At 65.1% G+C, this 18,087-nt stretch carries 22 protein-coding genes; 14 read left to right on the forward strand and 8 right to left on the reverse strand.

Annotated features, from left to right (window positions below):
• Positions 1-62: 62 nt before the first annotated feature.
• From HQ312_RS16530 to HQ312_RS22245, 5 genes are all read right to left on the reverse strand, one after another.
• The gene (locus HQ312_RS16530) at positions 63-1,454 is read right to left on the reverse strand and encodes a wax ester/triacylglycerol synthase domain-containing protein (RefSeq protein WP_222639349.1); all 1,392 of its coding nucleotides are present in this window, start codon (positions 1,452-1,454) and stop codon (positions 63-65) included.
• Between the two features lie 337 nt (positions 1,455-1,791).
• Positions 1,792-2,643: an ABC transporter permease gene (locus HQ312_RS16535; RefSeq protein WP_222639575.1), complete on the reverse strand. Its 852-nt coding sequence runs from the start codon at positions 2,641-2,643 to the stop codon at positions 1,792-1,794.
• Positions 2,640-3,455 carry an ABC transporter permease gene (locus HQ312_RS16540; protein ID WP_374197830.1) on the reverse strand — a complete coding sequence of 272 codons (816 nt, stop codon included), beginning with the start codon at positions 3,453-3,455 and terminating at the stop codon, positions 2,640-2,642. Before HQ312_RS16540 ends, HQ312_RS16535 begins: the two co-directional genes overlap by 4 nt.
• On the reverse strand, positions 3,446-4,444 hold the full coding sequence (locus HQ312_RS16545; protein WP_222639351.1) for an ATP-binding cassette domain-containing protein: 999 nt from the start codon (positions 4,442-4,444) through the stop codon (positions 3,446-3,448). The genes HQ312_RS16540 and HQ312_RS16545 overlap by 10 nt, the downstream gene beginning before the upstream one ends.
• A gap of 116 nt (positions 4,445-4,560) precedes the next feature.
• On the reverse strand, positions 4,561-6,015 hold the full coding sequence (locus HQ312_RS22245; protein ID WP_222639353.1) for a wax ester/triacylglycerol synthase domain-containing protein: 1,455 nt from the start codon (positions 6,013-6,015) through the stop codon (positions 4,561-4,563).
• A 163-nt stretch (positions 6,016-6,178) separates the two neighbouring features.
• Here HQ312_RS22245 and HQ312_RS16555 point away from each other — a divergent pair, with 163 nt between their 5' ends.
• Positions 6,179-7,237 (forward strand): alpha/beta hydrolase family protein, encoded by a 1,059-nt coding sequence (locus HQ312_RS16555; protein ID WP_222639355.1) that lies wholly within the window; start codon positions 6,179-6,181, stop codon positions 7,235-7,237.
• A 32-nt stretch (positions 7,238-7,269) separates the two neighbouring features.
• On the forward strand, positions 7,270-8,163 hold the full coding sequence (locus HQ312_RS16560; RefSeq protein ID WP_222639357.1) for a glycosyltransferase: 894 nt from the start codon (positions 7,270-7,272) through the stop codon (positions 8,161-8,163).
• 117 nt (positions 8,164-8,280) lie between these two features.
• Here HQ312_RS16560 and HQ312_RS16565 read toward each other — a convergent pair whose 3' ends face one another.
• Complete coding sequence (locus tag HQ312_RS16565; protein ID WP_027504645.1) at positions 8,281-8,757, reverse strand: hotdog fold domain-containing protein; 477 nt, start codon at positions 8,755-8,757, stop codon at positions 8,281-8,283.
• Positions 8,758-9,345: 588 nt separating this feature from the next.
• On the opposite strand from HQ312_RS16565, the gene rpsJ reads away from it, so the two are divergent.
• From rpsJ to HQ312_RS16625, 12 genes are all read left to right on the forward strand, one after another.
• The gene (rpsJ, locus tag HQ312_RS16570) at positions 9,346-9,651 is read left to right on the forward strand and encodes a 30S ribosomal protein S10 (RefSeq protein ID WP_003938093.1); all 306 of its coding nucleotides are present in this window, start codon (positions 9,346-9,348) and stop codon (positions 9,649-9,651) included.
• 14 nt (positions 9,652-9,665) lie between these two features.
• Positions 9,666-10,331 carry a 50S ribosomal protein L3 gene (gene rplC / locus HQ312_RS16575; protein WP_027504646.1) on the forward strand — a complete coding sequence of 222 codons (666 nt, stop codon included), beginning with the start codon at positions 9,666-9,668 and terminating at the stop codon, positions 10,329-10,331.
• Positions 10,328-11,017, forward strand: a complete 690-nt coding sequence (gene rplD, locus HQ312_RS16580) for a 50S ribosomal protein L4 (RefSeq protein ID WP_027504647.1) — start codon at positions 10,328-10,330, stop codon at positions 11,015-11,017. Before rplC ends, rplD begins: the two co-directional genes overlap by 4 nt.
• Positions 11,014-11,319: a 50S ribosomal protein L23 gene (gene rplW / locus HQ312_RS16585; protein ID WP_027504648.1), complete on the forward strand. Its 306-nt coding sequence runs from the start codon at positions 11,014-11,016 to the stop codon at positions 11,317-11,319. Before rplD ends, rplW begins: the two co-directional genes overlap by 4 nt.
• A 47-nt stretch (positions 11,320-11,366) precedes the next feature.
• Positions 11,367-12,203 carry a 50S ribosomal protein L2 gene (rplB, locus tag HQ312_RS16590; protein WP_027504649.1) on the forward strand — a complete coding sequence of 279 codons (837 nt, stop codon included), beginning with the start codon at positions 11,367-11,369 and terminating at the stop codon, positions 12,201-12,203.
• 17 nt (positions 12,204-12,220) lie between these two features.
• Positions 12,221-12,502, forward strand: a complete 282-nt coding sequence (rpsS, locus tag HQ312_RS16595) for a 30S ribosomal protein S19 (protein ID WP_027504650.1) — start codon at positions 12,221-12,223, stop codon at positions 12,500-12,502.
• Positions 12,499-12,903 carry a 50S ribosomal protein L22 gene (gene rplV, locus HQ312_RS16600; protein ID WP_027504651.1) on the forward strand — a complete coding sequence of 135 codons (405 nt, stop codon included), beginning with the start codon at positions 12,499-12,501 and terminating at the stop codon, positions 12,901-12,903. The genes rpsS and rplV overlap by 4 nt, the downstream gene beginning before the upstream one ends.
• Complete coding sequence (gene rpsC / locus HQ312_RS16605; RefSeq protein WP_027504652.1) at positions 12,903-13,706, forward strand: 30S ribosomal protein S3; 804 nt, start codon at positions 12,903-12,905, stop codon at positions 13,704-13,706. Before rplV ends, rpsC begins: the two co-directional genes overlap by 1 nt.
• A gap of 3 nt (positions 13,707-13,709) precedes the next feature.
• On the forward strand, positions 13,710-14,126 hold the full coding sequence (rplP, locus tag HQ312_RS16610; RefSeq protein ID WP_027504653.1) for a 50S ribosomal protein L16: 417 nt from the start codon (positions 13,710-13,712) through the stop codon (positions 14,124-14,126).
• Positions 14,126-14,371, forward strand: coding sequence for a 50S ribosomal protein L29 (gene rpmC / locus HQ312_RS16615; protein ID WP_027504654.1), 246 nt, complete (start codon positions 14,126-14,128; stop codon positions 14,369-14,371). The genes rplP and rpmC overlap by 1 nt, the downstream gene beginning before the upstream one ends.
• Positions 14,368-14,649, forward strand: coding sequence for a 30S ribosomal protein S17 (gene rpsQ, locus HQ312_RS16620; RefSeq protein WP_027504655.1), 282 nt, complete (start codon positions 14,368-14,370; stop codon positions 14,647-14,649). Before rpmC ends, rpsQ begins: the two co-directional genes overlap by 4 nt.
• A 100-nt stretch (positions 14,650-14,749) precedes the next feature.
• Complete coding sequence (locus HQ312_RS16625) at positions 14,750-15,442, forward strand: hypothetical protein (protein ID WP_027504656.1); 693 nt, start codon at positions 14,750-14,752, stop codon at positions 15,440-15,442.
• A 6-nt stretch (positions 15,443-15,448) separates the two neighbouring features.
• Here HQ312_RS16625 and HQ312_RS16630 read toward each other — a convergent pair whose 3' ends face one another.
• Complete coding sequence (locus HQ312_RS16630) at positions 15,449-16,993, reverse strand: sodium:alanine symporter family protein (RefSeq protein ID WP_222639360.1); 1,545 nt, start codon at positions 16,991-16,993, stop codon at positions 15,449-15,451.
• A gap of 76 nt (positions 16,994-17,069) precedes the next feature.
• Positions 17,070-18,074: an aldo/keto reductase family protein gene (locus HQ312_RS16635; RefSeq protein ID WP_222631698.1), complete on the reverse strand. Its 1,005-nt coding sequence runs from the start codon at positions 18,072-18,074 to the stop codon at positions 17,070-17,072.
• Positions 18,075-18,087: the final 13 nt, after the last annotated feature.

The following is an 18,087-nucleotide window of genomic DNA, read 5'->3' on the forward strand; positions in this document are numbered from 1 at the left end:
GACGCCGTTCGTCGGTCCGCGTGCGGAGGCCGACGAACGGCGTGACCAGGTCGAGCCCGAGGTCAGCTGGCCAGCGAGTTCAGCGAGTGTTGCGCTTCCTCGATCAGCGCGCAGTAGCGGTCGGGGTCGGTCAGCATCGAGGCATCGGCCGTGATGGTCAGTGCCAACGTGTCACCGAGGGTGCCCGCGTGGTGGCACAAGCCGAATCCGTCCACGATCGGCATGGGTGTGAAGATTCCGAACGCCGGCCTGCCGAGCAGTTCGAGCCGGCTGTCGCCGTGCATCATGTTCGACAGAACGGTGTTCGACGCGACGTTGACGGGCGTGGCGCGGTTGCGAGATTGCAATGACATGAAAACTTTGACGACGATCGGCGGGATCACGTCGATGGAACGCCTCCGCGCAGACTGCGTCTTCTTCGCGATGCCGGCTTTCGCCATGGCCGTCGACCGCTGAATGGCAGCGAGGCGTTTTCGCACGTCGGACACGTCCGAATGCAGAGACACCGTGAGGAACGACGCGCGGTTGGCCGACTCGGTCCCGTCGAGCGCGATCGGCACAGTGGAGCCCAGCGAACCCTCAGGACGCTCCCCGATCTCCTCGAGATAGCGTTGCATCGCACCCGACACTATGCCCAGGAGAACGTCGTTGGTCGTGCTGCCGGGCACGGCGGCCCTGGACCGTTTGATGTCGTCGACGTCGAACCACATCACACGGCAGACGGTGCCGCGATCGGTGCGGCCGTCGAAGCGTGTCGCCGGATGTGTCGGGCGTCCTTCTTCCGACGCGTCACCGTCCTTGCGTTCGAGAAGGTAGCGGCGCACGTACTTGAGCAATCCGTAAGGCAACGTGACCGCGTTCTTGAGAGAGGTCGGTACTCGCTCCGCGGCATGATGTCCCCACGTCTCGTCCTCACGACGGGGGAGCGAGACGTCGTCACCGAAGATCGTCTTCAGAGCGTCCGCCAGACCCAGGCCGTCCATGATCGAGTGGTGAACCTTGACCAGGGCGAAGCACGCGCCGTCCGGGACACCCTGGATGTGGGATGTGCCGGTCAGGAACCTGATCTCCCACGTGCGCTCCGAGAGGTTCATACGCTCGTTCATCATCGACGTGACCGCGTTCTCGACGGGCGCCCAACCGGGTTCGCTCACCTGCGTCACGGACAACCCTGCCGCGTGGTCGGGCCTCGGCGAGTCGATCCAGAACGAATCTCCCAGGTCCCACCGCGATCGACGCAGGACGCGTCGGAATTGGGGAACGGTCTCGAGGCGAGGAACCAGCCACTCGGCGATCGTTCCGAGGTCGAGCGTGTCGGCCTCGGTGCCCGGATGGGGATGAAAGACCACGACCTCGACGAGATTGGCAACCATTCGTTCGCTCTCCGCGAGAATGTTCACAGCGTCTCGGGGATGCAGACGAACGCCACGAGGGCGAGAGATCAATGAGGTCATCGACGGGATCGACCGTCCTTTCAGGTGCCGCACGTTCGGTGACGCCACAAGGGCGGTGGCGACGTCGCGTGGCGTTCTGCACCATCGGGCACGGCGTCACCCGTTACTTGTCGACCCTACCGAGTGTCGATCATTCGCCGTTCAGGCAGAGATCGACCGGGTGCGGAGCGAGGCCGCGACACGATCGCGGGTCCGGTGCCGGTCACTGGAAAGAGGCCGTCCGGGTGTCCGACGAGTCGTGAACCCGCGCTTCACCGGTCGCAGACCACGAGAACCGGCTCGAAAAAAACGTCCAGCTCGTGAAAAAAGTGACACACATCACATCAGACGTGCCGAGTCAGGTGGGGCTCCCTGCGGCCTTTCGATAGCCGCGAATTGCAGGTCCGAGGAACAGCACGAGCAGCGCTACGGCGAATACCACACTCTGGATCGCGGGAGACTGCAGCGGGCCGCCGAGTGTCAGCGCCTTCATGGTGTCGACCGACGTCGATATCGGATTGTGCTCCACGACCGGCCGAAGGGACGGTGGATAAGCATTGGTGGGCACGAAGCCGGAATTGAAGAACATCAATATGGTGAACGTCATTCCGACCACCTCCACGAGGGGGAGCGTGCTCGACGAGATGGCCAGGAAGGTGACGAACACCGCGAACGCAGTTCCGAACATGAGCGGAACACCCATCGAGAGAATTCCGGCAGCAATTCCTTGATCGAACCGGAAGCCGAGAGCGAATCCCACTGCGTAGATGAGGCAGGTCGTCAGTACGACGCGAAGCGCCTCGGCCATCAGGCGTCCGACCAGGCCCGCGGCTCGATGTGTCGGCAAAGTGTAGAAACGTCCCAGGAGACCGGCCTTGCGCTCGCGTCGCAGTCCGATGGCGCTGGCGAGAGAACCGCTCATGGCGGCGACGAGAGCGATCAAGGGAACGGTGCCGAAAATGGCGTCGACTCCAGTGGCCTGTGTCACAGAATTTCCGAGCACCGTACGCAGCATGAGCAGGAATAGCACCGGATAGATGACCGCCTGGATGATCGTGCCCGGATCACGCCGCCAGCGTGTCAGGAGGCGTCCGCAGTGAAGACCGCTCTGCAGCAGCAACGCAGCAATGCTGCGTTCGCTGGGGGCAGCGTCGGGTTCCGGAAGATGGCGGAGGGTCAGTGCCGAATCGGTCGTTCTCGCGTCCGTCATGACCGTCTCACGCTCGCCCACACTGCCAGAGGAATCAGAACGGCGATCAGACCCAGAGCCCAGATCACGGCGGGCAGCAAGGTCGCCCACACCACACCCGTGTCGGCGAGGTCGCGCATCGCGCCGGCGAAGATGGATATGGGTTGGTTGCGTACGAACGGCCTGATCCACTCCGGAAAGCCTGTTTCGGGAACGAACCCGGACGACAACATGCCCAGAATCAATTGCGGCAGCGTCAGGGCCTGGCTGGTGGCCTCTGGGCTGCGCGACAGCGATCCGATGGCGTCGCCACCCGTCGACAGTGCGAATCCGACGAGGAGCGCGAAGGCGAAGAACGCCGCCGCGGATGCGAGGCCGCCCGAGAAACGGAAGCCGATGAGCGTGCCGTAGAGGATTGCTGCCACCAGTGACACGAAAGCGTGGACGAAGTTCGCCGTGGACCGCGCGAGGAGCGGTACCCAGAGTTTGATGGGCATCGTCTGTAGACGCGAGGTCATTCCCGAGGTGCCCTCCATCGCGGCGCGCTGTGCGGCGGAGATCGCGGTGAAAGCCATTGTCTGCAAGCAGATGATCGGCATGAGGAATTGGGCGTAATCGATGCCCTGAAGCTGCATGACGAATTTGAGCGGCAGGTAGAACCCAGCGGTGTAGACCGCGGGAGCAATGATCGCGACCAGAAGATGTCCGGATTTGACCATGTGCCGCAGGTTGCGCTCGGAGAGACTCGCCCACTGGTTGAACGCCGTGGGCTCCACCGCGCGATGAGACGCGCGCGTCTCGTCGCGCGCAGACAGGACGCCGGTCACAGAGATCCCGCCTGATGTTCGACAGGAGGCTGTTGGGTGGTCTCGGACGCGCCGGTACCGGTGAGTGAGAGGAAGACGTCGTCGAGGGAGGGTTTACGGAATGCGATGTCCTCGACGGCGATCCCAGCGATCTCGAGTCGACGAAGCGCTTCGCTCAAGACGGTCGGCCCGTCGTCGGCCGGCAGGGACACGACCGGAGCGTCGGAAGAATTGGCCGCTGCGATCGTCGGATTGAGCCCCTGGAACGAGCGGACAGCGCTGTCGAGGTCGGCGACGCTGTCCAGTGTGATCTCGACCGTCTTCGCTCCGATGCGACTCTTGAGCTGATCGGCGCTTCCCTGGGCGATGACGCGGCCGGTGTCGATGACGATGATGTCATCGCTCAACAGGTCCGCCTCTTCGAGATACTGAGTGGTGAGCAACGTCGTGATCCCCTGGTCGCGCAGCGACGACACGAGAGACCACACAGCTTTGCGGCTGCGAGGATCCAGGCCGGTGGTGGGCTCGTCGAGGAACACGACCTTGGGCCTCACGACGAGTCCGCACGCGATGTCGATCCGTCGGCGCATGCCCCCCGAGTACTCGGAGACCCGACGGTCCGCGGCGTCCTCGAGGTCGAAGTCCACGAGCAGGTCCACGGCACGGCTACGCGCTGACCTGCGCGTGAGGCCCATGAGGCGGCCGAACAGGTGGAGGTTCTCCCGACCGGTCAGCGAATCGTCGAGCGCCGCGTACTGACCGGTCATGAGAATGGACCGACGGACTGCCGCCGGGTCGCGAGACACGTCGTGACCGGCCACCATCGCTCGCCCGCTGTCGATGCGGGTCAGAGTGGACAAGATCTTCACCATGGTGGTCTTACCGGCGCCGTTGGGGCCGAGTATGCCGAGGATCGAACCTTCGGGGACGGAGAAATTGATGCCTTGGAGGGCATTGACCGATCCGAAGGACTTGTGTACGTCCTCCACGGATACGGCGGTGTCCACTTGCGGCATTCGATCTCCATTGTCGGCGCTCGGGTGTCGATCACTGACTATGACATCTTCGTCAGCGGTTCGAACGTTACCCGGCGCACTCGCTGTCCCTTCAGGACATCGTGACTCCGCGTACCTCAGCCGGTAGCAGGGAGCATGGGTGTTCGCCGGAAACCCTGCGCCGCGTCGAGCAATGTGTCGAGGGCTGCGCGAAGGCATTCGACGTAGCGTTCCGGGTCCGGTAGCAACTGGACGTGGGAAGACACGGTGACGATCATCCGCGAGCCGTGACTGACGGCGACATGGGCCAGGTTGACGCCGTCGACGGTGGGCAGAGGCGCGAAGACTCCGGTGACCGGTGCACCACACACCTCCATCCGCGCTGCACCGTACGGGATATTGCTGACCATGGTGTTCATACTCACTCGAACAGGGTCAGGAGGCGCGGACGGTTGCAGACGCGCCGCGATGCGCTGGAACACCGCCGGCGCCACCGACGCCGCGTTCGGTGGCAGGGCTCCCACCCTCGTGGTGACTTCGGACTTCGCCCGTGACGTCGACGAGGCGACGGCACGGACACGGTCCAATGGGTCCGGTATGTGGGTGTGCATGGACACCACGGCGAACGCCAGCTGATTCGCCGTGGTGGACCCGCTTCCGGAGCGCACGTTGACCGGGAAGGAGACGCCGAGTGTCTCGTCAGGTGTTTCGTCGACAGTGGCGAGGTAGGACGACAGACCGAGACCGACGACCGACAGCAGCACGTCGTTCACGGTGGCACCGGGGACAGCGGAGCGCACTGTCCGCAGATCGTCGACATCGGCGACGAAGTAGCCGAAGGTCATGTCCGGCGTGACCCGTCGATTGAATCTGGTGGCCGGGAACGTCGTGGTGGAGCGCGACGGGATCGTGCCCTCGAGCTCAGCTCTCCGCTGTGCTCTGTGGCGCACCATCACCGCCTTCGCGAAGACAGCCAGCTCCCGCGGTAGTCGCGCCACTGCCGCCGCTGTCGTGGGTATCGGTCGTATCCGTCGCACGAAGTCGTCGTCGTGGAATCTGCTGACATCCGCGTCCGACGGCGCCAGCATGCGGTGGGCGAGCGCCGAGGTTCCCATACCGTCGATCGCGCAGTGGTGGACCTTGAACAGCATGACGGTGCCATTGTCGGGAACACCCTCGGCACCGTTCAGTCCAGTGACGAAATGGATCTCCCACGTGGGTCGTGAGTAGTCGAAAGGCTGGGACGAGACCCTCGCGACACACTCCGCGAGGTAACTGCCGCCGGAGTCCGTGGGGGCCCGATGCAGGAAAACGTGGCGCTCGATGTCGACGTCGCACGAAACCCAGTGCGGCATGGTCAGGTCGAGGGGCGTGGGCACCAGTCGACGGGTGAACAACGGGTGGAAGCTCGTCACCGACTCGGCAAAGGACACTGCCTCCCCGATCGAGACTTCGTGACCGCGGTGCGGTCTTTCTCCGAGCACGTAGCCGTGGACGATGCTGCCCGGCGTACGAGCCGATTCGAAGTAATAGTTCAAGGCGTCCCGCGAGGTGAGCGGTTCACCGATCGATCCACCTGCACCGTTCGACACGACGGCTCCTAGCTTGTCGACTTTTTCCCGAACCGAAACAAACCATACACCTTTTACGGCGGGCTCGAACGAGGACTGATACGGGTACTCGGAGGATGAGAGGACGGGTCGCCGTCGTGCGCCTTACACTCCGATGAACGCACGCGCTCACGACCACAGGGAAATGATGTCGAAACTGACCAGAACGACGCGGTTGTCCATCGCGGGGGTTCTCATCGCGTCTCTCGTGACCATCGGCAACGCCGGGGTCGCGGGCGCGCAGAACGGACCGTCGAGTTCCCCGGCGGTGGTCGCCGGGACGCCTGGCGGAGCACGCGTCGTCGATGTCGAGCACGTGGGCGGGCTGCGATACCTCGTCGACGTCTACTCACCGTCGATGGACACGGTGGTCCCGCTGCAGATCTTTCGTCCAGCCGACACATCCGCGCCCCGACCGACGTACTACCTCCTGAACGGTGCGAGTGGCGGAGAGGATCCCTCCAGCAACTGGCCCGATCAGACCGACGTCGAATCCTTCTTCGCCGACAAGAACGTCAATGTCGTCATTCCGAGGGACGGAGCATTCAGTTACTACACCGACTGGATCGCAGATGACCCGGAACTGGGACGCAACAAGTGGAAGACGTTCCTGACGGAAGAGTTGCCCCCGGTGATCAATTCATCTCTCGGGACCACCGGTACCCAAGCGATCGGGGGCATCTCGATGGCAGCCAGTGCCGTTCTCATGCTCGCGGCCGACGCCCCCGGTCTGTACGCCTCGGTGGCGTCGTTCAGTGGTTGCGCGAGCACGTCCGACGACCTCGGCCGTGCGTGGGTGAAACTGGTGGTGGAGGCCCGCGGTGGCGGCGACACCACCAACATGTGGGGCCCTGACGGCGGACCCGAGTGGATCGCCAACGACGCACTTCTCAATGCCGAGAAGCTGCGGGGTACCCCCCTGTACTTGTCGACGGGCAACGGTCTGCCCGGCTTCGACGACACCTTGGCGAGTGCGCGCATAGCCGGCGACGTCCCGGCGTTGGTCAACAGGGTTCTCGTCGGCGGCGGTATCGAGTCCATCACGGACTCCTGCACGCGTGCGTTCGCTGGAAAGCTCTTCGATCTGGGTATTCCGGCAACTGTCAACTTCCGCAACGGTGGCACGCACTCGTGGGCCTACTGGCAGGACGATCTGCACGAGTCCTGGCCGATGGTGGCCGGATCCCTGGGCCTCGACAAGTGAGCAGACAGTCGGAGAACTGGAGTGATGACAGCGTGAACACCGACAGACGACCCACCGTCTCGATCGTCGTGCCCGTGCTGAACGAGGAGCTTTTCATCGCTCCGTGTCTGGACCATGTGCTGCCCCAGATCGACGAGGTGACGGAAGTGATCGTCGTCGACAACGGGTCGAGCGATCGCACTGTCGAGATCGTCGAGGCATACATTGCGCGAGAGCCTCGAATCCGCTTGGTGCACGAGCCCCGTAAGGGACTCTTCCACTCGCGCGCAGCAGGTTTCCGGGCCGCCACGACCGACATCGTCGGTCGGATCGACGCGGACACGCGTATCGCGCCCGACTGGGTCGCCGCCGTTCGACGCGCGTTCGAGACCACCGATCCGGCTCGGAGGTTGGGTGGCGTGACGGGGCTCAGCGCTCCTTACGATTCTCCGTTCAGCAGATCGAAGAAGCTGCTGGTCGAGGTACTCGTGCGCACGAAAGCCATCGGAACCGGCAAGACGATCGCCAACATGCACGGTGCCAACATGGCAGTCAGCCGCGAGGCGTGGGACGCGGTCGAGGACCAACTCACCCCGCGTGCGGATGTACACGAGGACATCGACTTCGCCTTGTGCCTCAGGGAGGCAGGTTTCGCGATCATTCAGCCGGCCGACATGTGGGCCGACGTGTCTCCTCGGCGAGCGTTGACTCCCCCCTTGCAGTACACCTCGTTCGTTCGGGCCGGCATCACCAGCTTCGAGATCCATGGTCGAGGACACTGGACGTTGCGTTGGCTGGTCGCGCCTGTGACGTGGCTCTCGCACGCGGTCTTCTGGTTCCCCTACCGCGCATACGATCCGACCACGCGGCGCTTCTCGGTGCGCCGGCTCGTCAGTCGCCAGGAGTTCCGGCCGGCAGCGCTGTCGGAAGCACCTCCCGGGAGCTGACCGACAGCAGAGCACCGGAAGTCACGGCGGGCAGGCCGGAGGCCGGTCGGAAGTCACCGCGGGCAGGCCGGAGGCCGGTCGAATGTCACCGCGGGCAGGCCGGAGGCCGGTCGGAAGTCACCGCGGGCTGACCCACACGGTGATGTCGGCGTGGACGACCTCGGTGCCGCCGGCGTCGCGCAGGCTGACCGGGATGACGAGTTCCACGCCGCTGGTCACCGATTCCCAGTCCGGCCGATCGTCGAGCAGCGCGGTGGCGGTGAGCCCGGATCTGCCGGGGGCCAGGTACTGGACGTTCATGCCCTTGGGGATCCACCGGTGGGTCGTGGGGATCGTCGCCTCGGCGAGCATCCCCATCGCCACCTCGGCCAGATTGCAGGCCGCGATGGCGTGGAAGGTGCCCAGGTGGTTGTGCACTCCGAACCACGTGGGCCCGGAGACCACGCACCGCCCGGGGGCGAGCTCCCGTACGCGGGGGAGGACCGTGGCGAAGAAGGGCACGCGGACACACATTCCCGCGGAGAACGCCAGGGAGCGGGTGATCCCGCCGGGGAGTCGCTGCCAGAGCGCGTACGTGCTGGTGACCGTTGCCATGGCTGCACCTTACTCGGCGGTAAGTTGGTCGGGCGCGGTAAATCCGCGCGCTGACCGGTCGTCCGCGCTGGTTGCAACACGTGCCGATGGGTACCACCTGCGCGGATCGCTGCGATCGACCGTGCGTTCCGGCCGCGGTACCGCCTCGATTTGAACTCGACCCCCGGCGTGGGTCATACTGTTCGGGTTGCCTTGACCGAGGTGATCTCTGTCGTGCGTGTTGCGACGTGATCTCGCGGTCGAGGTATGCGACGAGAACGACATGCAGTGATTGCGCCGGCACGATGGGCGCATCCGGTCCGCGTTCTCCCGCCGGTCGAGTTCGGGCCGAGGGAGAATCATGTGCGGGAATGCGACACGCCCGACCGCGTGGACCGGAGAACCATGACAGATGAACAGCGGCAACGGATTCCTCCTGGCCACGCGTGTGCGTGGATGCGAGAGTCCGCCACGTTCGTCCTCATGGATGCGCCTCGCGCTCGGCTTCATGCCGGCGTCGGGTCAGCACACTGCCGGGTTCTCCGGATCGACATCCGGAGACGAGAGACCTGACCAACGGTTAACCAGGGCAAGGAAGAGGACATAAGCGTGGCGGGACAAAAGATCCGCATCAGGCTCAAGGCCTACGACCACGAGGCGATCGACGCGTCCGCGCGCAAGATCGTCGAGACCGTGACCCGCACCGGGGCACGCGTGGTCGGACCTGTGCCGTTGCCCACCGAGAAGAACGTGTACTGCGTCATCCGTTCGCCGCACAAGTACAAGGACTCTCGCGAGCACTTCGAGATGCGCACGCACAAGCGACTCATCGACATTCTCGACCCGACGCCGAAGACGGTCGACGCGCTCATGCGCATCGACCTGCCGGCAAGCGTCGACGTCAACATTCAGTGAGCGCGGAGACAACCATGACTGACAACATCAAGCGTCCGGCCAAGGGCATTCTGGGCACCAAGCTCGGCATGACCCAGGTCTTCGACGAGAACAACCGCGTCGTCCCGGTCACCGTCGTGAAGGCTGACCCGAACGTCGTGACCGCGATCCGTACCGAGGAGCGCGACGGCTACAGCGCCGTCCAGGTCGCCTTCGGTGCCATCGATCCCCGCAAGGTGAACAAGCCGGTCACCGGCCAGTTCGCCAAGGCAGGCGTCACGCCTCGCCGCCATCTCGCGGAGCTGCGCGTCGCCGACGCCGCAGGCTACGAGATCGGCCAGGAGCTCACCGCTGCCGAGTTCGAGGACGGCGCTTTCGTCGACGTCACCGGAGTCAGCAAGGGCAAGGGCTTCGCGGGAACGATGAAGCGCCACGGCTTCAAGGGCCAGGGCGCGAGCCACGGTGCGCAGGCTGTCCACCGCCGCCCCGGTTCCATCGGTGGCTGCGCGACCCCCGGCCGTGTCTTCAAGGGCATGCGCATGTCGGGCCGCATGGGTAGCGACCGCATCACCACGCAGAACCTCTCGGTGCACAAGGTCGATGCCGAGAACGGTCTGCTGCTGATCAAGGGTGCGATCCCGGGCCGCAAGGGCGGCGTCGTGATCGTCAAGAGCGCAGTGAAGGGTGGTGCGCGAGCATGACCAGTCTCGAGAAGAAGACCGAAGCCAACCTGACGCTCGACGTCAAGGAGCTCGGTGGCAAGACCAACGGCACCGTCGATCTCCCCGCCGAGATCTTCGATCGCACCGCGAACATCGCGCTGATGCACCAGGTCGTCGTCGCGCAGCTCGCTGCGGCACGTCAGGGAACGCACTCGACGAAGACGCGTGGCGAGGTCCGCGGTGGCGGCAAGAAGCCGTACCGCCAGAAGGGCACCGGCCGTGCACGTCAGGGCTCGACCCGCGCACCGCAGTTCGTCGGCGGTGGCACCGTCCACGGCCCGCAGCCGCGCGACTACAGCCAGCGCACCCCCAAGAAGATGATCGCTGCAGCTCTCCGCGGTGCCCTCTCCGACCGGGCGCGCAGCGAGCGCATCCACGTGATCACCGAGCTCGTCGCGGGACAGGTGCCCTCCACCAAGGGTGCTCGCACGTTCCTCGCGGAGCTCACCGATCGCAAGAAGGTTCTGCTGGTCATCGGCCGCGCAGACCTGGCCGCATGGAAGTCCGTCCAGAACCTCGACGGCGTTCACCCCATCGCGCCCGATCAGCTCAACACCTACGACGTCCTCGAGGCAGACGACGTGATCTTCAGTGTCGAGGCACTGAACACGTTCATCGCAGGACCGGCCAAGGCAGCAACGGATTCACAGGAGGAGGACAAGTGAGCACCATTGCCGATCCCCGCGACATCCTGCTGGCCCCGGTCATCTCGGAGAAGTCGTACGGGCTCATCGAGCAGGGGACCTACACGTTCATCGTGCACCCCGACTCGAACAAGACGCAGATCAAGATCGCTGTCGAGAAGGTCTTCGGCGTGACTGTGACCAGCGTGAACACCGCCAACCGGCAGGGCAAGCGCAAGCGGACCCGATTCGGCTACGGCACGCGTAAGAGCACCAAGCGCGCGCTCGTGACCCTCTCGGCCGACAGCAAGCCCATCGAGATCTTCGGAGGCCCGGTCGCGTAAGCGGCCGGAGCTCAGAGGGTCCTCGAGGATCAAGGGACGAGACAAACATGGCAATTCGTAAGTACAAGCCGACCACTCCCGGTCGTCGTGGCGCGAGTGTCTCCGATTTCGCGGAGATCACGCGCTCGACACCGGAGAAGTCGCTCATCCGCCCGCTGCACGGCCGCGGTGGCCGCAACGCACACGGCCGCATCACCACCCGTCACAAGGGTGGCGGTCACAAGCGCGCCTACCGGCTCATCGACTTCCGCCGCAACGACAAGGACGGCGTGCCGGCCAAGGTCGCTCACATCGAGTACGACCCCAACCGCACCGCCAACATCGCGCTGCTGCACTTCGCAGACGGTGAGAAGCGCTACATCATCGCGCCGAAGGGCATCTCGCAGGGTTCGCCCATCGAGTCGGGTGCCACGGCCGACATCAAGCCCGGCAACAACCTCCCGCTCCGCAACATCCCGACGGGTACCACCATCCACGCGGTGGAGCTTCGTCCGGGTGGCGGCGCCAAGATGGTCCGCTCCGCCGGTGCCGGTGCTCAGCTCCTCGGTAAGGAAGGCGCCTACGCCACGCTGCGTATGCCGTCCGGTGAGATCCGTCGAGTCGACGTGCGCTGCCGCGCCACCGTCGGCGAGGTGGGCAACGCCGAGCAGTCCAACATCAACTGGGGCAAGGCCGGCCGTATGCGCTGGAAGGGCAAGCGCCCGACCGTCCGTGGTGTCGTCATGAACCCGGTCGACCACCCGCACGGTGGTGGCGAGGGCAAGACCTCCGGTGGTCGCCACCCGGTCAGCCCGTGGGGACAGCCGGAAGGCCGTACCCGCAAGAACAAGCCGAGCGATCAGCTCATCGTCCGCCGCCGCCGCACCGGCAAGAACAAGCGATAATCAGGAGGGAGTAGCAGATGCCACGCAGTCTGAAGAAAGGCCCGTTCGTCGACGACCACCTCCTGAAAAAGGTGGACGTTCAGAACGACAAGGGCACGAAGCAGGTCATCAAGACCTGGTCACGCCGCTCGACCATCACCCCCGACTTCATCGGTCACACCTTCGCCGTCCACGACGGTCGCAAGCACGTCCCGGTGTTCGTCTCGGATGCGATGGTCGGACACAAGCTCGGTGAATTCGCGCCGACGAGGACCTTCAAGGGTCACATCAAGGACGACCGGAAGGCGAAGCGGCGATGACCAACTTCACCCCCACCGACAACCCGATCGCCCGGGCCACGGCCAAGCACGTTCGCGTGACGCCGATGAAGGCCCGTCGCGTCGTGGACCTGGTCCGCGGAAAGAGCGTCGAGGATGCCCTGAACATCCTCAAGTTCGCACCGCAGGCTGCCAGCGAGCCCGTCGCCAAGGTCGTTGCCTCGGCAGCGGCCAACGCGGAGAACAACCTGGATCTCGATCCGAGCACGTTGATCGTCTCGGCTGCATTCGTCGACGAGGGCGCGACCCTCAAGCGTTTCCAGCCTCGTGCCCAGGGTCGTGCGTTCCGCATTCGTAAGCGCACATCTCACATCACGGTCATCGTGGAGAGCCTGCCCAAGACCGGCGGCTCGACACGTGGTCGCCGGAAGGGAGCTCAGTAGTGGGCCAGAAGATCAACCCGCACGGCTTCCGCCTCGGCATCACGACCGACTGGAAGTCCCGCTGGTACGCAGACAAGCAGTACGCGGAGTACGTCAAGGAAGACGTGCAGATCCGCAAGCTCCTCGCCACGGGCATGGAGCGCGCCGGCATCGCCAAGGTGGAGATCGAGCGCACCCGTGATCGGGTTCGCGTCGACATCCACACCGCGCGTCCGGGCATCGTCATCGGTCGCCGCGGCGCCGAGGCGGATCGCATCCGTTCCGAGCTCGAGAAGCTGACCGGCAAGCAGGTCCAGCTGAACATCCTCGAGGTCAAGAACGCCGAGTCCGAGGCACAGCTCGTCGCACAGGGTGTGGCCGAGCAGCTCTCGAACCGTGTCGCTTTCCGTCGTGCGATGCGCAAGGCCATTCAGTCGGCCATGCGTCAGCCGAACGTCAAGGGCATCCGCGTTCAGTGCTCCGGTCGCCTCGGCGGCGCGGAGATGAGCCGTTCCGAGTTCTACCGCGAAGGTCGCGTTCCGCTGCACACGCTGCGTGCGGACATCGACTACGGCCTCTACGAGGCGAAGACCACCTTCGGTCGCATCGGCGTGAAGGTCTGGATCTACAAGGGCGACATCGTCGGTGGCAAGCGTGAAGCTGTCGCCGCCGCTGCTCCGGCAGGCGATCGTCCCCGTCGTGAGCGTCCGTCTCGTCCGCGTCGCAGCGGTGCCTCGGGCACCACGGCGACCAGCACCGAGGCCGGCCGCGCAGCGACCGCAACCGCTGATGCACCCGCTACGACCGAGCAGAAGGAGGGCTGACGCATGTTGATCCCCCGTCGGGTCAAGCACCGCAAGCAGCACCACCCCAAGCGTTCGGGTGCCGCCAAGGGCGGAACTCAGGTGACCTTCGGTGAATACGGCATCCAGGCTCTCGAGCCCGCCTACATCACCAACCGTCAGATCGAGGCAGCCCGTATCGCCGTCACCCGCCACATCAAGCGTGGTGGCAAGGTCTGGATCAACATCTACCCGGACCGTCCGCTCACGAAGAAGCCTGCCGAGACCCGCATGGGTTCCGGTAAGGGTTCGCCGGAGTGGTGGGTCGCCAACGTCAAGCCCGGCCGCGTGCTCTTCGAGCTCAGCTACCCGGACGAGCAGATCGCTCGTGAAGCACTGACGCGCGCGATTCACAAGCTGCCGATCAAGGCACGCATCATCACGAGGGAGGTTCAGTTCTGATGGCTACCGGTACCCCGGCTGCCGAGCTCCGCGAGCTCGGCGACGAAGAACTGATCACCCGCCTTCGTGAGTCGAAGGAGGAGCTGTTCAACCTCCGCTTCCAGATGGCCACCGGCCAGCTGGACAACAACCGTCGGCTGCGCGTCGTCCGCCACGAGATCGCGCGCATCTACACCGTGATGCGCGAGCGCGAGCTCGGGCTTGCCGCCGGACCTTCCGAGGACACGGCGGGTGACGCAGCATGAGCGAGGAAACAGTGACTGAAGAGACCACCCGCAACAGCCGGAAGACGCGTATCGGATACGTCGTCTCCGACAAGATGCAGAAGACGATCGTCGTCGAGCTGGAGGACCGTGTGAAGCACGCCCTCTACGGCAAGATCATCCGACGCACCACCAAGGTCAAGGCCCATGACGAGAACGGAGTCGCCGGCGTCGGCGATCGCGTTCAGCTCATGGAGACCCGCCCCCTGTCCGCCACGAAGCACTGGCGACTGGTCGAGGTCCTCGAGAAGGCCAAGTAAGACCTGCAGCACCCATGGACGACCCCGCACTCCTCGTGAGTGCGGGGTCGTTCTGCGTTCTCCGGTCCTCGCTACGATGGCCGGACGAGAGGGGATCGGCATGGACAGTGTGATGCAGTTCGCCGGCCAGTACTGGTGGCTGTGGTTCGTCTTCGGCGGGTCCATCGCGGGTGCGGCCAAGGCGGTCAGCGCCGCCAACGAGCGACGTGCGGATCGTCGCCTCGAGCGGTACCGCATCAAGCAGCAGGCCAAGGTCGCAGCGCTCGAACTCTCGAAGTCCACGAAGCAGGACGCGGAGACACAACGTCGATCCGTCGAGAAGGCGCTCGCCGAGCACGACGACGTGAACGCTCGGTGGTTCGCCTACGAGACCGACGTCATCAACCTGCTCGAGTTTCCGATGATGACGAACATGCGCGACCCGATGACGGTGGCCTTCCACCGAGCCAAGCTCGAAGCCGACTCCCTCCGGCCGTCGGCGGCGGACGAACTGGTCGGCGATGTCGAGGCGCAGCGGCTCTACCGCTCGGCCGTGCACGACTACGCCGTGGCGTTCACCGCCGCCGAGTCCGAGGCCAAGCGTCGCCGCCGCGGGAACTTCAGTGAGGCGGAGCAGAACCGACTCACTCGCGCGCAGTCGCTGCTGCGCATGGCCTTGGACGGCGCCTCGACCCCCGCCGAGCGACAGGCGGCGTACCGCAAGGCGCGCACCGAGCTCGAGGGCCTGGTGACGCTGCCGACGACTGCGTACGCACAGATCGAACAGCGGATCGCGGGGGCATTGGAGGCGTAGGCGCGGTCAGCCCGTGACGTCCACGTCGTCGACCGCCACCGTCTCGCCCCGGCGATGCGCCATGTAGTCGCGCAGCTCCCGCCTCACGACGGGAAGCAGCAGGTAGAGGCCGATGATGTTGACGAAGGCCAGGGCGAACAGCGCCGCATCCGCGAAGTCCAGTACGGATCCGAGCGACAGCACTGTGCCGACGACGGTGAAGAGGCAGAAGATGACGTTGAAGCTGTGCTTGGCGAGGGCGCTGCGGCCGAAGAGGGACGTCCACGCCTGCGACCCGTAGTAGGCCCACGTGATGGCGGTGGACAGCGCGAAGAGCGCCACCGCGACGGTCAGAATGTACGGGAACCAGGGGAGCACCGTCTCGAACGCGTCCGAGGTGAGTGTGACGCCGCCGGCAGGAAGAGCGCCGGTCTCCGCGACGATGGCGCGCTGGTCCTGCCAGGACTGCGTGTTCGCGATGACGATCGTCAGAGCGGTGGCCGTGCAGATCACGACCGTGTCGATGAACGGTTCGAGCATGGCCACGAATCCCTCGGTGACCGGATGACGCGTCTTGACTGCCGAGTGCGCGATGGAGGCCGATCCCAGTCCCGCCTCGTTCGAGAACGCGGCGCGCTGGATGCCGATGATCATGACGCCCAGTACGCCACCCGCCACGCCCGTGGGGGAGAAGGCGCCCGTCACGATCGCACTCATGGCGCCGGGGACCTGCTCGATGTTGACGGCGATCACCACGGCGCATCCCAGCACGTAGACGATGGCCATGGCGGGAACCAGCTTGGCCGTCACGGCGGAGATGGACTTCATCCCGCCGATGATGACCAGCCCGATCACCACGGCGACGACTAGCCCGAAACCGAACTTCGCGCCGTCCGAGCCGAGGAAGCCGTCGTCGCCACCGGTGACACTGCGCACCTGAGCGTAGGTCTGGTTCGCCTGGAACATGTTTCCGCCGGAGATGCCGAAGAAGATGATGATCACCGCGTAGACGGTGGCCATGATCTTTCCGACCCGGCTCATCCCGCGTTCCGCGAGCCCCTTGGTCAAGTACTTCATGGGACCACCGGAGACGGTGCCGTCCTCGTGGACGTCGCGGTACTTCACACCCAGCGTGCACTCGACGAACTTGGTGGCCATACCGAGGAAGCCGGCGAGGATCATCCACAGCGTGGCACCGGGTCCGCCCAGGGTGACGGCGACCGCGACACCGGCGATGTTGCCGAGCCCGACGGTGCCGGACACGGCGGCGGTCAGGGCGCGGAAGTGGCTCACCTCGCCGGGTGCTGTGGGGTCGTCGTGTTTCCCGCGGACCAGTTCCACCGCGTGTGTGGCGCCGCGTACCTGCAGGAACTTGAAGGTGACCGTGAAGATGATCGCGGCGGCCAGGAGCCAGAGCACGACCAGTGGTACCGACGCGCCGCCGATGTCGACGGAGAAGAAGACGACGGTGGTGACCGCCTCGGTGACGGGTTCGAAGGTGGAATTGATGGCATTCTCGATGGTGGTGAGGGTGCCACCGTCGGCCGCAAGGATCCGGGGTACGGAAGTCATGTCTCATTCGACCCCGGCATCCCGGATCCTGCACGCCTTCAGACGTATCTGACCGATCCTTTACCTGATCTTGACCTCAGACCAGACGCTTCTCGGGACTCACCGTCTTCGACGGATCCTTCTCGACGATGTCGCCCAACGCCTCGTCGATCTTGGCGAGCACGTCGGCGTCGAGGGTGACGTCCTGCGCCTTGACGTTGTCGGCGATCTGCTCGGGACGAGACGCGCCGACGAGAGCGGCCGCGATGTTGTCGTTGGCCAGCACCCAGGCGATGGCGAGCTGGGACATCGTGATGCCCAGGTCGTCGGCGATCGGCTTCAGCTTCTGCACGCGCGTCAGCGTCTCGTCGTTCATGTAGCGCGAGATCATGTCCGCGCCGCCCTTGTCGTCGGTCGCGCGCGAGCCCTCGGGAAGCGGCTGTCCGGGAACGTACTTGCCCGTGAGGACGCCCTGAGCCAGCGGTGACCAGACGACCTGCGAGATACCGAGTTCCTTGGACGCCGGGACCACGTCGGACTCGATGACGCGCCAGAGTGCCGAGTACTGAGGCTGATTGGAGACGATGGAGAAACCGCGCTGCCGGGCCAGTGTCTGCGCTTCGCGGAGCTGGTCCGCGGTCCACTCGGACACGCCGATGTACAACGCCTTGCCCTGCTGGACGACGTCACCGAAGGCGGCGATGGTCTCCTCGAGCGGCGTCTCGTGGTCGTATCGGTGCGCCTGGTAGAGGTCGACGTAGTCGGTGCCCAGGCGTCGCAGCGAGTTCTCGATGCCCTCGAAGATGTGTTTGCGCGAGAGCCCCGTGTCGTTCGGGCCCTTCTCGCCGACCGGGAAATACACCTTGGTGAAGATCTCGAGACCTTCACGACGCTCGCCCGCCACCGCCTTGCCCAGCACGGTCTCGGCCGCGCCGTTGGCGTAGACGTCCGCGGTGTCGAACGTCGTGATGCCGGCGTCGAGAGCCGCCTTCACGCAGGCGGTCGCGACGTCGTTCTCCACCTGCGACCCGTGGGTGAGCCAGTTGCCGTAGGTGATCTCGGAAACCTTGAGTCCGCTGTTGCCCAGAAATCTGTAAGCCATGCGAACAACGCTA

The sequence above is a fragment of the Rhodococcus sp. BP-316 genome (assembly GCF_019836105.1).
In the GTDB taxonomy this organism is placed as follows: Bacteria; Actinomycetota; Actinomycetes; order Mycobacteriales; family Mycobacteriaceae; genus Rhodococcoides.